Source organism: Sporomusa sp. 246TCP1, assembly GCF_057319775.1.
The window spans coordinates 766583-783795 of record NZ_CM170492.1; the positions used below are offsets into that span (position 1 = coordinate 766583).

The 17213-nt window shown below is 43.4% G+C and carries 15 protein-coding genes and 1 other annotated feature (1 of these 16 cut by a window edge); all 15 genes read left to right on the plus strand.

Translation table 11 applies throughout. The annotated features are described in order from the left end of the window. Nucleotides 1-195 (plus strand) — a binding site (T-box leader) (it extends 35 nt beyond the left edge of the window). A 38-nt stretch (nucleotides 196-233) separates the two neighbouring features. The 15 genes from AC1ECB_RS03630 (at nucleotide 234) to AC1ECB_RS03700 (ending at nucleotide 17210) form a co-directional block, all read left to right on the plus strand. Then, the gene (locus AC1ECB_RS03630) at nucleotides 234-2894 is read left to right on the plus strand and encodes a valine--tRNA ligase (protein WP_485667503.1); all 2661 of its coding nucleotides are present in this window, start codon (nucleotides 234-236) and stop codon (nucleotides 2892-2894) included. Nucleotides 2895-2930: 36 nt separating this feature from the next. Continuing rightward, entirely contained in the window at nucleotides 2931-4214 is a 1284-nt protein-coding gene (locus AC1ECB_RS03635; protein WP_485667504.1) for a bifunctional folylpolyglutamate synthase/dihydrofolate synthase, read from the plus strand. 157 nt (nucleotides 4215-4371) lie between these two features. Further along, complete coding sequence (locus tag AC1ECB_RS03640; RefSeq protein WP_485667505.1) at nucleotides 4372-5610, plus strand: O-antigen ligase family protein; 1239 nt, start codon at nucleotides 4372-4374, stop codon at nucleotides 5608-5610. 264 nt (nucleotides 5611-5874) lie between these two features. Further along, complete coding sequence (locus tag AC1ECB_RS03645; RefSeq protein ID WP_485667506.1) at nucleotides 5875-6255, plus strand: DRTGG domain-containing protein; 381 nt, start codon at nucleotides 5875-5877, stop codon at nucleotides 6253-6255. After that, nucleotides 6234-6662: an ATP-binding protein gene (locus AC1ECB_RS03650; RefSeq protein WP_152523921.1), complete on the plus strand. Its 429-nt coding sequence runs from the start codon at nucleotides 6234-6236 to the stop codon at nucleotides 6660-6662. The genes AC1ECB_RS03645 and AC1ECB_RS03650 overlap by 22 nt, the downstream gene beginning before the upstream one ends. A 42-nt stretch (nucleotides 6663-6704) precedes the next feature. Continuing rightward, nucleotides 6705-8042: a [Fe-Fe] hydrogenase large subunit C-terminal domain-containing protein gene (locus AC1ECB_RS03655; protein ID WP_485669272.1), complete on the plus strand. Its 1338-nt coding sequence runs from the start codon at nucleotides 6705-6707 to the stop codon at nucleotides 8040-8042. A gap of 24 nt (nucleotides 8043-8066) precedes the next feature. Then, a complete protein-coding gene (locus tag AC1ECB_RS03660; protein WP_485667507.1) occupies nucleotides 8067-8408 on the plus strand; it encodes a DRTGG domain-containing protein in 342 nt (113 codons plus the stop codon). Beyond that, nucleotides 8405-9148 carry a PHP domain-containing protein gene (locus AC1ECB_RS03665; protein ID WP_485667508.1) on the plus strand — a complete coding sequence of 248 codons (744 nt, stop codon included), beginning with the start codon at nucleotides 8405-8407 and terminating at the stop codon, nucleotides 9146-9148. Before AC1ECB_RS03660 ends, AC1ECB_RS03665 begins: the two co-directional genes overlap by 4 nt. Nucleotides 9149-9209: 61 nt before the next feature. Further along, entirely contained in the window at nucleotides 9210-9722 is a 513-nt protein-coding gene (nuoE, locus tag AC1ECB_RS03670) for an NADH-quinone oxidoreductase subunit NuoE (protein WP_485667509.1), read from the plus strand. Nucleotides 9723-9732: 10 nt separating this feature from the next. Beyond that, nucleotides 9733-10296, plus strand: coding sequence for an ATP-binding protein (locus AC1ECB_RS03675; RefSeq protein ID WP_021167209.1), 564 nt, complete (start codon nucleotides 9733-9735; stop codon nucleotides 10294-10296). Then, complete coding sequence (locus tag AC1ECB_RS03680) at nucleotides 10283-10648, plus strand: (2Fe-2S) ferredoxin domain-containing protein (protein WP_485667510.1); 366 nt, start codon at nucleotides 10283-10285, stop codon at nucleotides 10646-10648. Before AC1ECB_RS03675 ends, AC1ECB_RS03680 begins: the two co-directional genes overlap by 14 nt. Nucleotides 10649-10676: 28 nt before the next feature. Continuing rightward, complete coding sequence (gene nuoF / locus AC1ECB_RS03685) at nucleotides 10677-12467, plus strand: NADH-quinone oxidoreductase subunit NuoF (RefSeq protein ID WP_485667511.1); 1791 nt, start codon at nucleotides 10677-10679, stop codon at nucleotides 12465-12467. A 67-nt stretch (nucleotides 12468-12534) separates the two neighbouring features. After that, nucleotides 12535-14262, plus strand: a complete 1728-nt coding sequence (locus AC1ECB_RS03690; RefSeq protein ID WP_485667512.1) for an NADH-dependent [FeFe] hydrogenase, group A6 — start codon at nucleotides 12535-12537, stop codon at nucleotides 14260-14262. A 216-nt stretch (nucleotides 14263-14478) separates the two neighbouring features. Then, nucleotides 14479-15123: a redox-sensing transcriptional repressor Rex gene (locus tag AC1ECB_RS03695; RefSeq protein ID WP_485667513.1), complete on the plus strand. Its 645-nt coding sequence runs from the start codon at nucleotides 14479-14481 to the stop codon at nucleotides 15121-15123. A 467-nt stretch (nucleotides 15124-15590) separates the two neighbouring features. Continuing rightward, nucleotides 15591-17210 carry an acyl-CoA mutase large subunit family protein gene (locus AC1ECB_RS03700; RefSeq protein ID WP_485669273.1) on the plus strand — a complete coding sequence of 540 codons (1620 nt, stop codon included), beginning with the start codon at nucleotides 15591-15593 and terminating at the stop codon, nucleotides 17208-17210. The last annotated feature ends 3 nt before the right edge of the window (nucleotides 17211-17213 follow it).

Below are 17213 nucleotides of genomic sequence, written 5' to 3' on the forward strand. Positions count from 1 at the left end.
CTGTTCAGAGAGGAAGCCTTTGGCTGCAAGGTTTCTCAGTGCGCAAGCTGAAAGTCATCCGGGAACTGCTGTGTTGAAAAATTGAGTAGGTACAGCCGGTTTTGCCACGTAATGGCAATGTGAGTGTCTGGCTGTTGTTTATGCCGGAAACAAAGGTGGTACCGCGGAAGAAACAAAATCTCTTTCGTCCTTAGAGGACGAAAGAGATTTTTATATTTATCCAAGGAGGAACTATGGAACAGGAACAGACCAACAATATTTCAACCGTCTATGCCCCACAGGCAGTGGAAGCCAAGTGGTATAAATTTTGGGAAGATAACAGGTTATTTCATGCTGAAGTTGACCCGCAAAAGCAAGCATTTAGTATCGTAATACCGCCGCCGAATGTAACCGGGCAGCTCCATATGGGTCATGCTCTTGACAATACCCTGCAGGATATTCTGATTCGCTTTAAACGTCTGCAGGGTTATAATACCTTATGGATGCCAGGTTCTGACCACGCCGGAATTGCTACGCAGATTAAAGTGGAGGAAGTATTGGCTAAGGAGGGTAAAACCCGCTATGATCTGGGGCGTGAAACATTTATTAGTCAGGTTTGGGATTGGAAAAGGCAGTATGGCAGCCGGATAACTAATCAGCTCAGGCGGCTAGGTGCTTCCTGTGACTGGGAACGAGAGCGCTTTACTATGGATGAGGGCTGCTCTAAGGCCGTACGCGAGGTTTTTGTCAGTTTGTTTGAGCAGGGGCTTATTTATCAGGGACACCGCATCACTAATTGGTGTCCGCGTTGTAATACTGCTTTAAGTGATATTGAAGTTGAGCATGAAGAACAACCGGGTCATCTCTACCATGTCCGGTATTTGGTAGAAGGTACTGACAGTGAGTATGTTACGGTAGCAACTACGCGGCCCGAGACTATTTTAGGAGACAGTGGTGTAGCTGTCCATCCTGATGACGGACGCTACAAACATTTGGCCGGCAAATATTTAATTCTGCCCCTTATTGGCCGCCGCCTGCCGCTGGTAGCTGATGAATATGTTGATCCTTCGTTTGGGACCGGGGCCGTAAAGATTACACCCGCTCACGACCCGAATGACTTTGATATGGGGCTTAGACATAAGTTAGCTGAAATTGCCGTTATAAATCCTGATGGTACAATGGCAGCTGAGACCGGTAAATATGCGGGTATGGATCGCTATGAATGCCGCAAGGCCTTGGTAAATGATTTGAAAGAGCAAGGTTATTTGGTAAAAATTGATGAACACAGTCATGCGGTCGGTCATTGTCAACGCTGCAACACAGTAGTTGAACCATTAGTATCCAAGCAATGGTTTGTTAAAATGGAGCAACTAGCCAAACCAGCTATTAAGTCCGTAACTTCAGGCCAAATTCAATTTGTTCCCGAGCGGTTTACAAAAATCTATACCAATTGGCTGGAAAACATTCGGGACTGGTGTATTTCCCGTCAAATCTGGTGGGGGCATCGTATCCCGGCTTGGTATTGCGAATGTGGCGAGGTTACTGTATCCCGGGAAGATATAACCGTTTGCCCTAAGTGCGGCGGTAAGGTTGAACAAGACCCAGATGTGCTTGATACTTGGTTTAGTTCCGGGTTATGGCCGTTTTCCACCATGGGCTGGCCTGAGGATACTGCTGAACTCAAACAATTTTACCCCACAAGTGTACTAGTAACCGGCTATGACATTATTTTCTTCTGGGTAGCCAGAATGATTATGATGGGGCTGAAGTTTCAGGAAAATATTCCTTTTAAGCATGTGTTTATTCATGGTTTGGTGCGTGATAGTCAAGGCCGGAAAATGAGTAAGTCGCTGGGTAACGGCATTGACCCGCTAGAGGTAATTGATAAATACGGTGCAGATACACTGCGATTTATGTTAATAACTGGTAATACTCCTGGTAATGACATGCGCTTTTATTGGGAGCGAGTGGAGTCTAGCCGGAACTTTGCCAACAAAATTTGGAATGCCTCACGCTTTGTATTGATGAATTTGGAAGGCTTTGAGCAGGACGTTACGCCTGATTCTAAGGCGTTTACACTGGCTGACCGCTGGATTTTGAGTCGTTATAATGCTACAGTGGCTGATGTAACACGCAATCTTGAGCGTTTTGAGCTGGGGGAAGCGGCTCGTATGGTATATGAATTTATCTGGGATGAGTTCTGCGACTGGTATATTGAATTGGCCAAAAGCCGTCTTTATAATGAAGAAGATGACGAAAGCCGCAAAGTGGCGCAATATCTTTTACACTATGTTCTTAGTAATATAGTAAAGCTGCTGCATCCTTTTATGCCATTTATTACCGAGGCCATTTGGCAGAGTCTGCCGCACCAGGGAATTAGCATAATGACAGCTGGCTGGCCAGTGGAAGATACGAAGCTTACTAACCATGAGGACGAACAACTGATGGGCGTCATTATGGAAACCATTAAGGCAGTGCGCAATATGCGGGCCGAAGTCAATGTACATCCTGGGAAAAAGAGCCAGGTAATTTTAAAAATGGCTTCCTGTGAGCTCAAAGCGAAAATGGAGGATAATAGTGGCTATATTAAAACGTTAGCCGCTGCCGAGCCGATAACTATTCTTGCAGCTAGTGATGTCATTCCTGAAAATGCCATGACAGCGGTGGTTAGTGGTGTTGAAATTTATTTGCCGCTTAAGGGACTTATTGATGTTGAAAAAGAAACTGCTCGTTTGAACAAAGAACTCAGCAATTTGGATAAAGAGTTATCACGTATTAGCGGTAAATTAGGTAATCCTGGCTTTACCGCCAAGGCTCCTGCTGATGTCATTGAGAAGGAAAAAACTAAACAGGCCGAATTCGTAGAAAAGCAAGTAGCTATTAGAGAACGCTTGGCATATTTGGCTCAGCTATAGTAAGGTCGGTGCATGAAAAAAACGGAGGTGCAACAGATGAATTATGAACAAACATTAGCCTATCTTGAAAATTTGAGTAAGTTTGGTATTAATCTGGGAATGGCTCGTATTGAGCGCTTGCTTGAGCTCATGCAGCATCCGGAACAACGTTTTAAATCTATTCATGTTACCGGCACAAATGGCAAAGGTTCCACGACAGCTATGCTGTCAGCTATATTGACCGCCAGTGGGATTAAAAACGGCATGTATACGTCTCCTCATCTTCATGACTATCCGGAACGCATGGTCGTCAATGGACAGGAAATAACCAAAGATGAATTTGCGCAGGCAATTACTTATACTAATAAATTTGTTGAACAGATGCTGGCAGAGGGTTTCGAGCAACCCACAGAATTTGAAGTAATTACGGCTGCTGCTTTTTACTATTTTGCTGCTGTGGGTGTAGAGTATGCTGTTATTGAAGTCGGACTGGGCGGGCTTTTGGATTCTACGAATGTTATTATTCCGGAGATTTCGGTAATTACCAATGTTACCCTGGAACATACTGATCGTTGCGGTTCTACGATTGCTGATGTTGCTCGCCATAAAGCCGGCATAATTAAAGATGGCGTGCCGGTGGTAACGGCCGCAAAAGGCGAGCCACTTGCTATTATTAAGCAGACAGCAGCTGCAAAAGGTGCCAGAGTGTATGTGAAAGAAGAGGATTTTTCAAGTGAGTTTCAAGGGTTAGCCAATGGCAAACAGCAAATGTCTATTGATGCCGGTGGTTTAGGTCAAGCTGAAATTGCACTAAATATTATTGGTTGTCACCAAGTGGAAAATGGTGCAGTTGCCGTTATGACTGCACTCCTTCTGGGGACTAAGGAGTCTCGCATTACTTTGCAGACAATTAAAAGCGCCCTTACTACAGTATGCTGGCCAGGCCGGTTTGAAATTGTTCCTGGTAGTCCGGTTATTATTATTGACGGAGCACATAATCCGGATGGGGCCAGAGTGTTGCGAAAAAATCTTGATCTGGTGTTTCCCGGACGAGAGATTACTTTTGCTTTAGGTATTCTCCGAGATAAAGATGTAGCAGGAATTATTCGTGAGCTTATTCGTACGACCGATACGGTTGTTACTGTTCAGCCGCTCTCCTACCGGGCAGCAACTCCAGAGGAAATTGCCCGGGAAATAGAAGCGCGTCATGTGGAGGCTGCCAGCACAATTGAGGCTGGTATTGAGCGTGCTAAGCAATTGGCTGGTTCTGATGGGCTTGTTTGTGTGGCAGGTTCGCTATACTTAATCGGAGAGGCTCGTCAGATTATCTTTAATAAGTAGACATTTTAATTATAATTGTATATAATGAATAGTGGCGCTTGGGGCATAATGCAAGCGCCACTATTCATTATACTTTTTGCATGCGAAAGGTATAACTGTAAAACCTAACAGGAAAAGGTAAGTCGAACCAGGAATTTTTTGAACCGTAGGTGAAAATGTGTATATTGCATATTCGTTTAACAGTCAAACCCAATATCGTCTTGACTTTCTCATAGAACATTGCATTTTGGCTGTAGCCTTTTTTTTACCGATGTCGCTGGATGCCGCTACTTTATTTCTCGGAGTGGGAACTGCTTTATGGATAGTTAAGATGATAGCAGTGAAGAGACTGTTGTTTAAACGGACACCATTTGATGCGAGCATTGCTTTGTTGGTTATTTTGTCAGCAGCGTCTATTAGTGGCTCACCAGACCCGGGCTTTAGTTTTTACAATTATTATCATCTTATGGGACGATATATATTACTATATTATCTTGTTATTAATAATATAAGTTCTTTGCAGCAAGTACAACGATTAGTGTGGGCGGTTATGGCTTCGGCTTTATTGGTAACTTCCTATGGGTTTTATCAATATGTACACGGTGTAGATATTTCCACGTTTCACTGGGTGGATGGTGAACAGTTTCCAGACCTAAAAGTCCGGATTTTTTCCACCTTGCAAAACCCCAATTTACTGGCCGGTTTTTTAGTGGTTGTTATGTCCTTAGCGATTGGACAGGGATTATATACCGAAAGGATCGGCAACAAAATATTGTTGTTTGTGCTGGTTGGTGTACTGGGAACATGTCTGGTACTTACTTATTCGCGTGGTGCATGGCTAAGCATAGTAGCAGTTGCAACTATTTGCGGGCGGTTCTATAATCGCAAGTTGCTGTGGCTTTTTTTATTAATTCCGCTGGGTGCACTTTTTGGCCAGGATGCAGTAATGGAACGGTTAATGTCGATTTTTAATCCCACAGATACTTCTTCAACTTTGAGAATAGCCTTATGGGAAAGCACAATTGCCATGATTTGGGATAAGCCACTGTTCGGAATTGGCTGGGGAGCCTACTGGCTAGTGTATCCTGAGTATGATTTTTTCCTGAATAACCCTGCCGCCCGGATTGTTCATGCTCATAATATGTATCTACATATTGCCGCTGAAATTGGGATACCAGGATTGCTTGTTTTTTTAATTATTATTTATGGACATACTAAGAAAGCAATGGATATTTTAAGTCATACCAACAATCGTTGGGTAGCCGGGCTTATGCTTGGCATAGTGGCAGCTGTTCTAGGTTTGGCAGTCAATGGTTTTACTGATTATATTATGTTTAATGTGCAGATGTCGATGTTGTTTTGGCTCCTGAATGCAGTAATTATTACCATATGGCAAGGAAACGACCGCTGCAACTAATAACAATTGAGCAATTTGCAGCGGTAAGCCTTGAATATATCTGCGTTTTTAGCTACTGCTTCCGTTTGCCGGATACCATGTGTTTTTTGAGAGGAGACCTAATTATTTTAAAGACGCAGCAGGATTTATAAAAAATAACGCGAATATATACAAATATAGAGTTATTTCTTATAATTATAGAAGGGGGATTAGCCCCTTAATTTTTTATGCAGAATTTAGTGAAATTTCGAACAAGAGTTAATTTTGGCTCATGGAGGTGCCGCGTTGAAACTGGCACAAATAAAAATTATGTTGGATGCTGAGGTACTTTGCGGTATAGAATGGCTTGACAGAGAAATTAAAAGCGCTTGCGGCGCAGACCTAATGAGTGATGTTTTGGCTTTTACTAGAGAACATGGGCTTTTGTTGACTGGTCTGACAAACATTCAAGTAATTCGTACCGCTGAAGTGAGTGACTTAGTTGCCATATTGTTTGTACGCGGTAAAAGACCAGGGCCAGAGGTTGTTGCAATGGCTAAGAACATGGAAATTCCTTTGCTTTCAACTAGAAAACAGATGTATGAAGCTTGCGGTTTGTTATATCAAGATGGTCTTGCGGGTTGTACGCTAAAGGAGGAACCCCTTTGTTGCCGGAACAAGGAATAGAACTAGAATTTGTATTAGAGGCTGCAGATTTTGACAGTGCAGGAGAAGCATCAAGCAAGATCAAGCGCACATTGCAGCAACTTGGAGTACGTCCTGATGTTATCAGGCGAATCGCTATCAGCGCCTATGAGGCTGAAATGAATGTAATTATTCATGCGTGCCGCGGTGTGATGAGGGCAGAAATTTATTCTGATCGTACTGAGTTGGTTGTGGATGATGAAGGTCCGGGGATTTCCGATGTTCAGCTTGCAATGCAGGCAGGATATTCTACGGCTCCCGATCATATCCGCGAAATGGGTTTTGGTGCCGGCATGGGCTTACCCAATATGGTGCGCTGTACAGATAAGTTTGACATCAAAAGTGAAAAAGATATTGGAACAAAGCTTAGTATGATTATTTACCACTAATTATAAGTGTTTGATATTTGTATAGATTGAGTGGTGAAAGTGATGGAAGTGGCGGAGGAACGGTTTCATTCTGTGCAGCTTACACCTGAACTGTGTCAGGGCTGTGTGAATTGTACGAAACATTGTCCAACGGAAGCAATCCGCATTCGTGGTGGCAAAGCCTATATCACATCTTCTCGCTGCATAGATTGCGGTGAATGTATCAGGCATTGCCCAGGACATGCTAAAACTGCTGTGACCGATGAACTATGGAACCTTAAAAAATATAAGCATAATATTGCATTGCCGGCGCCAGCACTTTATGGTCAATTTAATGCTGATATCCCGGTTAGAGCTATTTTATCTGGTTTGTTAAAACTGGGTTTTGACGAAGTATTTGAAGTAGCGCATGGCGCAGAAATTATTTCGTTGGCAATTAGAGAGTACCTTAAGCGTCCGGATGTTGTTCGCCCGGCAATCTCTTCAGCTTGTCCGGCTGTTGTCAGGCTTATTCAGGTCAAATTCCCCGAGCTCATTGAGAACATAGTACCTTTTGACGCTCCGGTTGAGGTGGCAGCCCGGTTAGCGAGGGTTGAAGCTCAACGCTTGCACGGTCTCAAATCTGAAGATATCGGTGTATGGTTTATTACGCCCTGTCCGGCGAAAATGACGGCAGTATACCAGCCTCTTGGTATCGAAAAATCAAGTATTAGCGGGGCCATTGCCATTAATAAGATTTTTCATGATTTATTTAAAGTAGTTACTGCTGAAGTTCAGGATGCCAGACGGCAAGCTTCCTGGGTAGGTGTCGGTTGGGCGGTATCAGGCGGCGAAACATCAGCTATTGGTGTTGATAACGTATTAATAGTACATGATATTAATCATGTTACGAATGTATTGGAGCAAGTGGCCTTAGGCAAACTCAAAGACGTTGATTATATTGAGCTGCTGGCATGTGCCGGCGGTTGCATTGGCGGAGCATTAACAGTAGAAAACCATTTTGTAGCTGAGCATCGTATGAAACGGCGAATTGAAAAGAAAAAAATTCAGGATCCCAAGCGCGGTATATTGCCACGCACTGCATGCACTGATTTTGAACTCGGGTTAACCGGGCGCCGGGCCATTGAACCTAAACCGGCGCTGCGTCTTGATGCCGATATTTCTAAAGCTATGTCCAAAATCGAAATAATGGATGCAACATTAAAAAGTTTACCTGGTCTTGATTGTGGTTCGTGCGGTTCGCCCAATTGCAAGGCATTGGCTGAAGACATTGCCCAGGGACGAGCCAGCCTGACTGACTGTGTATTTCTTTTGCGCAATAAGGTGCGGGATTTGGCCTATGAAATGGTTAATCTGGCTGCCAAGTTACCGCCGCCGCTTGATAAAGAGAAAGAAGAATAGTATTCAGTTTTGGAGGGAATAATTATGACTATTCAGGAAATAATGAAAGCCTTACCTTTCAAAGTAATATCTGGCCAGTCTAACCTCGATAAGGAGGTCAGCGGTGGATATGCGTCAGATCTGCTGAGTAATGTCATGGGTCAAGCACAGGCAGGTAATATATGGGTTACGATGCAGGGCCACCAAAATGTTGTGGCTGTAGCGTTACTGGCCGGACTGAGCGCTATTGTTATTGCCGGCGGCGTGGAACCAGATCCGGAGGCTGTACAAAAGGCCCTAACAGAAGAAATAGTTATACTGACTACAACTCTTTCTGCTTATAAAGTGATTGGCCGCTTATATCAGTTAGGTGTCACGGGGGAATGATGCGACGGTTTGTGGCCGATCTTCATGTACACACATTGTTATCGCCTTGCGCTGAAATTGAAATGACGCCAAGTAATATTGTTTGGCATGCAGCGCAACATGAAGTTGATATAGTTGCCATTACCGATCATAACGCCTGTGATAATGTCGCTGCCGCTTTAGAGGCAGCAAAAGCTACTTCTGTCACCATTTTGCCGGGGATGGAAGTTGAGAGTAAAGAAGAAGTTCATCTTATTGTTTTATTCGAAAACATGCAGCAACTTAAAGCTTGGGAACAATTTGTTCAGCAACATATGTCAGGACGCCTTAATGACGCTGAACGTTTTGGTGCGCAGTTTATTGTTGATGCTGACGATAATTTTGTTGCTGAAAAAACGGAAATGCTATTAGCATCGCTGACTGCCGGTATTGCAGAAATCACGGCACAAGTGAAAAAACTTGGTGGAATTTGTATTGCCAGCCATGTAGACAGGGCAACCTATAGTATAATTTCACAACTGGGATTTATTCCACCTGATATTGAATTGGACGCGGTGGAAGTGTCCAAAAATATGAGTGTAGAGCAGGCGTCACAGCGTATTCCCACTATTGGACGCTTTCCTATAATAACAGCCTCGGATGCCCATGTAATGGATGATTTTATTCATGGTCCAAAGACAGTATTCTATATTGAGCAACCGACTTTGGGGGAAATCCGACAGGCATTATTAGCTCAAAATTTGCGAAAGGTGGTGGTTTAACCACTATTTACTATTGGTTTTTCAGGTATAAATGTGATTTTTTTCATAAGGAGGAGTTAACATGAACAGCGAAAAAGAAACTAATGACTGCTGCTGCTGCGGTGGCGGGGAAGCAGGTAAGCTGGCTCTGGATCAATTGAATGCAATTCTCACTAAATGGCAGGGCTTAAAAGGAGCTCTGATTCCGGTGCTGCAGGAAGCACAAGAGGCTTACGGTTACTTGCCGCGAGAAATTATTCAGGCTATTGCAGTAGAATTGAAAATCCCGGTTAGCCAGATTTATGGTGTAGTGACTTTCTACTCTCAATTCCATCTCAATCCCCGTGGTAAAAACATCATTCGTGTTTGCCAGGGAACTGCTTGCCACGTGCGTGGTGCTAAGGCTATTCTTGCAGCACTGGAAGACAACCTGCAGATTAAAGCTGGTGGTACCACTCCTGATCTTACTTTTACATTAGAAACCGTGGCTTGCATCGGTGCTTGTGGTTTGGCTCCGGTACTGATGATTAATGACGATACTCATGGTCGCCTGACCCCTGACTCAATTCCTAAGTTATTGGCCCAATACGCCTAGCATTTGGCTTATGCGCGAAATATCACTTCATATTCTTGACTTAGTTCAGAATTCAATTGAAGCTGGGGCGACAGCCGCCAAATTAGAAATTATTGAAGATATAATTGGGAATAGTATGATTATCAGGGTTTCTGACAATGGTCGGGGTATGAATAAAAAAATGCGGCAATTAGTAATTGACCCCTTTATCACCACCAGGACTACCCGCCGAGTAGGATTGGGGCTACCACTAATGGACATGTCTACTAAGCGTTGTGGCGGGTATTTGAATATTGATTCAATACAAGGTCAGGGAACAGTGATTGAAGCGATGTACCAACATAGCCACTTGGATAGGCCACCAATGGGAAATTTAGTGGAAACAATTAAGAGCATACTTGTTGCGAATCCGGTACTGCAATTTTCCTATCATCATACCGTTAATAACAAAAGTCTCTTAATTTCTTCCCACGAGATAACCGATATTTTGGATGGTATACCATTAACGCAGCCGGATGTATTGATCTGGTTGCACGGATACTTGTCAGAAAACATAGCCAATTTGTACGGAGGTGCTGAAGATGAAAACAATTGAAGATTTGAAACGTCTGCGGGAACAGCTTAAAAGTAAAAACAACCTGCGTCATGACGGGGGAACACAGGTAATTGTTGGTATGGGTACTTGTGGTATTGCTGCCGGAGCAAGGCAAGTTATGACTGCAGTATTAGAAGAGGTTGCCAAGCGGAAACTGGAAGATGTTAAAGTCTGGCAAACAGGTTGTATCGGTATGTGCGAACAAGAAGTGCTTCTTGATGTTGTACGCCCCGGTGAACCGCGGATAACGTATGGCAGAGTTACGCCGGCAGATGTCCCCAAAATTATTGCCGAACATGTAGTTAACGGGCGTATTGTCGCCGAGCTGGCTGTTGGAAAAATCGTCGAATAATTTTTTGTAGAGTACAGGAGGGGATAATATGGATCATATTAGAGCACATGTGCTTATTTGTGGCGGTACTGGTTGCGGGTCTGCAGGCTCAAAAAAAGTTGAAGCTGCACTCCAGGCAGAATTGGTCAAAAAGGGTTTGGATAAAGAAGTAAAGGTTGTTGAAACTGGTTGTCATGGTTTTTGTGAAATGGGTCCGCTGGTCATTGTTTATCCTGAAGGCACCTTCTATGTTCGCGTTCAGGAATCTGATGTGGCTGAATTGGTTGAAAGCCATCTTTACAAAGGTCGCATTGTTGAGCGGTTATTATATAAAGAGCCTGTTACCCAGGAAAAAATTCCTAAGTACAGCGATATGGATTTTTACAAAAAGCAGATGCGCTTTGTATTAGCCAACTGTGGTCATATCAATCCGGAAGAGATCAATGAATATATAGCTGAGGGCGGTTATGAAGCTTTAGGTAAAGTTTTGACAGAAATGAAACCGCAAGACGTGGTCGAAGAAGTTAAAAAAGCTGGTCTGCGTGGCCGGGGAGGCGGCGGTTTCCCAACCGGTATGAAATGGGGTTTTGCCAGTAACTCACCGGGTACGAAAAAGTATGTTGTTTGTAACGCGGACGAAGGCGATCCTGGTGCATTCATGGACCGCAGCGTACTTGAAGGCGATCCCCATCGTGTAATTGAAGGTATGGCTATCTGCGGCTACGCAATTGGGGCCGATGAAGGCTATCTTTATGTTCGTGCAGAATATCCACTGGCTATCAAACGGCTGAAACTAGCTATTAAGCAAGCCGAGGAACTGGGTTTGTTAGGTGAGAATATCCTAGGCTCAGGCTTCAACTTTAAATTAAAAATCAAAGAAGGTGCCGGTGCCTTTGTATGTGGTGAGGAAACGGCACTTATAGCATCAATTGAAGGTAAACGCGGTATGCCTCGTCCTCGTCCTCCATTCCCAGCTGTTTCCGGCTTGTGGGGTAAACCTACTAATATTAACAACGTTGAAACCTTTGCTAATGTACCGCAACTCATCACTAAGGGTGCTGATTGGTATGCTTCGATCGGTACTGAGCGCAGTAAAGGCACGAAAGTGTTTGCACTTACTGGCCGGATTAATAATACTGGTCTGGCTGAAGTTCCTATGGGTATTACCATGCGCGAAATTATTTATGAGATTGGTGGCGGCATTCAAGGTGGCAAAAAGTTCAAAGCAGTTCAAATCGGCGGTCCGTCTGGTGGCTGTCTGCCTGAAAGTCTGCTAGATTTATCAGTAGACTATGATTCACTTATTAAAGTTGGTGCCATGATGGGTTCAGGTGGTTTGGTCGTAATGGATGAGACCACTTGTATGGTTGACGTTGCCAAATTTTTCTTAAACTTTACGCAATCTGAGTCCTGTGGTAAATGTACCCCTTGTCGTGAAGGCACCAAACGTATGTTGGAAATTCTCACCCGGATTACTGAAGGGGAAGGCCGTGAAGGCGATATTGAGTTATTAGAATCCATGGCCAAAAACATTAAGACTACTGCTCTTTGTGGTTTGGGTCAAACGGCTCCTAATCCGGTATTGTCTACCTTGCACTATTTCCGCGATGAATATGAAGCCCATATCAAGGAAAAACGTTGTCCGGCCGGTGCCTGCACCAAACTCTTGAATTACAGCATTACCGATGCCTGCAAAGGTTGCGGTTTATGCAAAAAGGTATGTCCGGTTGAGGCAATCAGCGGTGAAAAGAAAGAGAAGCATGTAATCGATATTGCTAAATGTATTAGATGTGGTGCTTGCTTTGGTAAATGTCCATTCGAATCAATTGCTAAAAGCTAACTTTGCCAGTTAGTTTCTGGTAATATGCTGCCTAATAATTATTGAGAAGAGAGAGGGTGACACGACGATGGAAATGGTTAATTTAACAATCGATGGACAGCAAGTAGCTGTGCCGAAAACATCGACTGTTTTGGAAGCAGCACTTTCGCTTGGCATAAAAGTTCCGACTCTATGCTATCATCCGGAGCTGCGTGTTGAAGGGGCTTGCCGGGTGTGCATGGTAGAAGTTGAAGGTGCTCGCAGCTTGGTTGCATCTTGCGTTTATCCGGTAAATGAGGGAATGGTTGTTCGTACTAATACTGCTGCTGTTCGCGAGGCACGTAAGTCCGTAGTTGAGCTGTTACTGGCCAATCACCCGACTGATTGCTTATCCTGTCAGCGTAATTTAAATTGCGAATTACAAAATATTGCGGCTGACCTTGGTGTTAGAGAAATTCGTTTTGATGGCGAAAAGAAAAACTATCCGCTTGATGATAAAAACCCGTGTTTAGTTCGTGACCAGAATAAATGTATTTTGTGTGGTCGATGTATCCGTGCCTGCAGCGAGCGTCAGGGTGTACATGTATATAGCTTTGCTAACAGAGGCTTTAATACCACTGTTGTACCAGCCTTTAGCTTAGGGTTAGATCAAGTGGCATGTACCTTTTGTGGTCAATGTGCTATCGTATGTCCGACCGGCGCTATTGTCGAAAAAGACGATACCGAGGCAGTATGGGCAGCTCTCAGCGATCCGAAAAAACATGTAATTGTGCAGACAGCACCAGCTGTTCGCGTAGCCTTAGGTGAAGCTCTTGACTTGCCTAATGGATCTATTGTTACCGGTAAAATGGTGACTGCGTTAAAACGACTGGGTTTTGATAAGGTATTTGATACCAACTTCAGTGCTGACCTCACGATCTGGGAAGAAGGATCAGAGCTTATTGACCGCTTGACTAATGGCGGTACACTACCGATGATTACTTCTTGCAGTCCAGGGTGGGTTAACTTCATTGAATTAAAATACCCGGACCTGTTAGATCATTTGTCAACTGCTAAATCGCCGCAACAGATGTTTGGTGCAATAGCTAAAACCTATTATGCTGAAAAAGCTGGTATTGATCCTAAAGATATTGTTTCCGTATCAATCATGCCATGCACAGCGAAGAAAGCGGAAGCCGCTCGTCCTGAAATGAATTCCAGCGGCTATCAGGATGTTGACTATGCTTTGACAACTCGTGAATTAGGCCGCATGATTCGTGCAGCAGGCATTAACTTTGCTAAGCTGGCTGAGTCTGAATATGATGCCCCGCTTGGCATTGGCTCAGGCGCTGGCGTAATCTTTGGTGCTACTGGTGGCGTAACTGAAGCCGCTCTCCGGACAGTTGCTAAACTGGTATCAGGTAAAGAACTTGAAAATATAGAGTTTCAAGCTGTACGCGGTATGACTGGTATCAAAGAAGCCTCGGTTGAGTTAAAAGAAGGCTTAACTGCGAAGGTTGCTATCGCCCATACACTAGCAAATGCGCGGGTGATGCTTGATAAGATTCGCGCTGGTGAAGCTGATTACCACTTCATTGAAATCATGGCTTGCCCTGGTGGCTGCTCTGGTGGTGGTGGACAGCCAATTATTACTTCGGCTGAAAAACGGCAAAAACGTTTGGATGCTATTTATGAATGTGATCGATCTTCTGAGATTCGGAAGTCACATGATAATCCGGCAATTAAGGAATTGTATGATACTTTCCTTGGGAAACCGCTGGGTGAGAAATCACATCATCTTCTCCATACCCACTATCACAAGCAAGAAAAGTGCTAAGAATAGAAAGGGACTGTCTTTAAGACAGTCCCTTTTTTGAGATTTTTATTATAATTTATAATAATATGTGAAAAGATATAACAAATAGGGTGCTTTTTGAAATATTTAAGAAGGAAATTTACCGCAAAGTGAGAATAAACTACTAATAATAAATTAATTTAAATTAAAATAGAAGCTGCTTATGTGAGCGCGGACTACTGCTAGGGAGAGTTGTTAATGAAGGAAAGTAAAGAAAATGCGGTAATTTCAAGAGCAACGGTTGATCGGTTGCCACTTTATTTTCGCACCCTTAAACTTAGTCAGGAAGAAGGGTTAGAAATCATATCTTCTGATGAATTGGGTCGGAAGATCGGGGTTACTCCTGAACAAATTCGTAAAGATTTATCGGCATTCGGTGAGTTTGGTAAGAAAGGAGTAGGTTATTATGTGCAGGAGCTTATGCGTAATATTGGTGAGATACTCGGGCTAAATCGCAATTGGAATCTTGCTATTGTGGGTGTTGGCCATATGGGTTGGGCTTTGGCAAATTATTCAAATTTTTCTTCGCAGGGGTTTCAGATACGGGCAATTTTTGATATTGATGATGACAAAATTGGCCGCTATATTAATGAGGTAGAAATCTTTCATATTGACAATATGAAAGAAATTATCCAGAAGTGCGATATCCAAATTGGCATCATAACTGTACCTGTTGCCTATGCGCAAGATATGGCGAATCGTCTAGTTGAAGCCGGCGTTAAAGGTATTTGGAATTTTGCCCCAATGAAAATAAATGTTCCTGCTAATATTTATGTTGTCAGCGAGGACTTATCAATAGGGTTAAGCAGCATTTCTTACTACCTTTCGCGACAAAACAGTTAATTAACTTGTTAACTTGGAAAAAGAACCCTGTGTTAACAAAAAAGCAGGAATTTATGATTTAGTGTAGAATAATATAATACAATCGTATAAAATTCATAGTATACAGACAGGTGACAGGCATTTTGATCCTAAAAGCATAGCTTATACTACGCCATTATGGTCTGTTACATGCCCCGTAATAGATGACTGGTAAGCGCACCTTGGCTTGTTTTGTTAATACAAAATGAACCCATAGGTGCTTTTTATTGTGCGTAGAATGCGTGCTAGTATATTTTTTGCCATTTTCCTACAATAATAATTCTGCATACTCGCTTCCTGGAAACAGGCAGTATGAAAATAAAATGGGAAGAAGGTTTTTTCTTTCTATAGGACTTCTTTCAAATGTACTAATGACTAAGGAATACATACTTATAAGGGAGGAATTATATAATATGTGCACAGCTAACACAGATAGCCTGGTAAAAAAAATGGCTGAGTACACCGGCAAGGTGGAAAAGGCACTGGCCAAATTTCCAGAACGCAAAAATCTGTCTCAAAACAGAGTTTATACGCCACTTGATGTTCAAGATCTGGATTATGAAAAAGATCTTGCCTTTCCTGGTCAATACCCGTTTACCCGCGGCGTACAGCCTACTATGTACCGCGGGCGATTCTGGACTATGCGTATGTACGCCGGTTTCTCAACGGCAGAAGAATCTAACAAACGCTATCGATATCTCTTAGAGTCAGGTGGAACTGGTTTATCTTGTGCATTTGATCTGCCAACTCAAATTGGTTATGACTCTGACGATCCCATTTCAGAAGGTGAAGTTGGTAAAGTAGGCGTTGCTATTGACTCTCTGGCAGATATGGAGATCCTGTTTGATAGCATTGACCTTGGTAAAGTATCGACTTCAATGACTATTAATGCCCCAGCCGCGGTACTGCTTGCCATGTATATTGCAGTGGCTGAAAAACAGGGTGTTAGTCTTGATAAACTCAAAGGTACTATTCAAAATGATATCCTTAAAGAATATGCTGCCCGGGGCACTTACATTTTTCCGCCTAAGCCCTCGATGCGGCTTATTACTAACATCTTTGAATATTGTTCCCAAAATGTTCCGAATTGGAACACTATTTCCATTTCTGGTTACCACATCCGTGAAGCGGGTTCCACAGCTTCGCAGGAAATTGCCTTCACCATTGCTGATGGTATTGCTTATGTTGACGCCGCTATTAAAGCCGGCTTAAATGTTGATGATTTCGCCGGACGACTATCCTTCTTTTGGAATGCTCATAATAATGTATTAGAAGAAGTGGCCAAGTTTCGTGCCTCACGCCGGGTATGGGCTAAAGTAATGAAAGAGCGGTTTGGTGCTACTAATCCTAAGTCCTGGATGCTTCGCGTGCATACCCAGACTGCCGGCTCTATGCTTACTGCGCAGCAGTCTGACAACAACATTGTCCGTGTGGCATTGCAAACAGCAGCTGCTGTACTTGGCGGTACTCAATCGCTGCATACTAACTCCAGGGATGAAGCAATGGCTTTGCCTACCGAAGATTCAGTACGTATCGCGCTCCGTACTCAGCAAATCGTGGCTTACGAAAGTGGTCTGGCTGACGTAGTTGATCCATTGGCAGGTTCTTACTATATCGAGGCGCTTACTAATCAAATAGAAAAAGAAACCTGGGACTACATTGAAAAGATTGATGGTATGGGTGGCGCCGTCGTAGCCATTGAAAAAGGCTATATTCAACGTGAAATTCAAGAAAGCGCTTATAAATGGCAAATGGAAGTGGAAACCAAGCAAAGAATTATCGTTGGTGTTAATCAGTTTCAAGTTGAAGAAAAGCCGGTTACAGGGCTCTTGCGGGTTGACGCTTCTGTTGGTGAACTACAGAAGAAGAAGCTGGCAGAGCTGCGCGCTCACCGTGACAATATGACGGTTCAAGCTACTTTGGTTCGACTGGAATCTGCTTGTAAAGATGAAAACACTAATCTTATGCCGCTGATTCTTGATGCCGTTAAGGCCTATGCAACTCTTGGAGAAATCTGTGGCATAATGCGAAAAGTATTCGGCGAATACGAAGCGCATGTATGCCTATAAGCT

Bases quoted from the DNA above. Each gene is read 5' to 3' on its own strand.
- AC1ECB_RS03655 (WP_485669272.1), top strand. From the start codon at position 6,705: ATGGAAGTGGCGGAGGAACGGTTTCATTCTGTGCAGCTTACACCTGAA.
- AC1ECB_RS03660 (WP_485667507.1), top strand. From the start codon at position 8,067: ATGACTATTCAGGAAATAATGAAAGCCTTACCTTTCAAAGTAATATCT.
- AC1ECB_RS03700 (WP_485669273.1), top strand. From the start codon at position 15,591: ATGGCTGAGTACACCGGCAAGGTGGAAAAGGCACTGGCCAAATTTCCA.
- AC1ECB_RS03675 (WP_021167209.1), top strand. From the start codon at position 9,733: ATGCGCGAAATATCACTTCATATTCTTGACTTAGTTCAGAATTCAATT.
- nuoF (WP_485667511.1), top strand. From the start codon at position 10,677: ATGGATCATATTAGAGCACATGTGCTTATTTGTGGCGGTACTGGTTGC.
- AC1ECB_RS03665 (WP_485667508.1), top strand. From the start codon at position 8,405: ATGATGCGACGGTTTGTGGCCGATCTTCATGTACACACATTGTTATCG.
- nuoE (WP_485667509.1), top strand. From the start codon at position 9,210: ATGAACAGCGAAAAAGAAACTAATGACTGCTGCTGCTGCGGTGGCGGG.
- AC1ECB_RS03630 (WP_485667503.1), top strand. From the start codon at position 234: ATGGAACAGGAACAGACCAACAATATTTCAACCGTCTATGCCCCACAG.
- AC1ECB_RS03635 (WP_485667504.1), top strand. From the start codon at position 2,931: ATGAATTATGAACAAACATTAGCCTATCTTGAAAATTTGAGTAAGTTT.
- AC1ECB_RS03695 (WP_485667513.1), top strand. From the start codon at position 14,479: ATGAAGGAAAGTAAAGAAAATGCGGTAATTTCAAGAGCAACGGTTGAT.
- AC1ECB_RS03690 (WP_485667512.1), top strand. From the start codon at position 12,535: ATGGAAATGGTTAATTTAACAATCGATGGACAGCAAGTAGCTGTGCCG.
- AC1ECB_RS03680 (WP_485667510.1), top strand. From the start codon at position 10,283: ATGAAAACAATTGAAGATTTGAAACGTCTGCGGGAACAGCTTAAAAGT.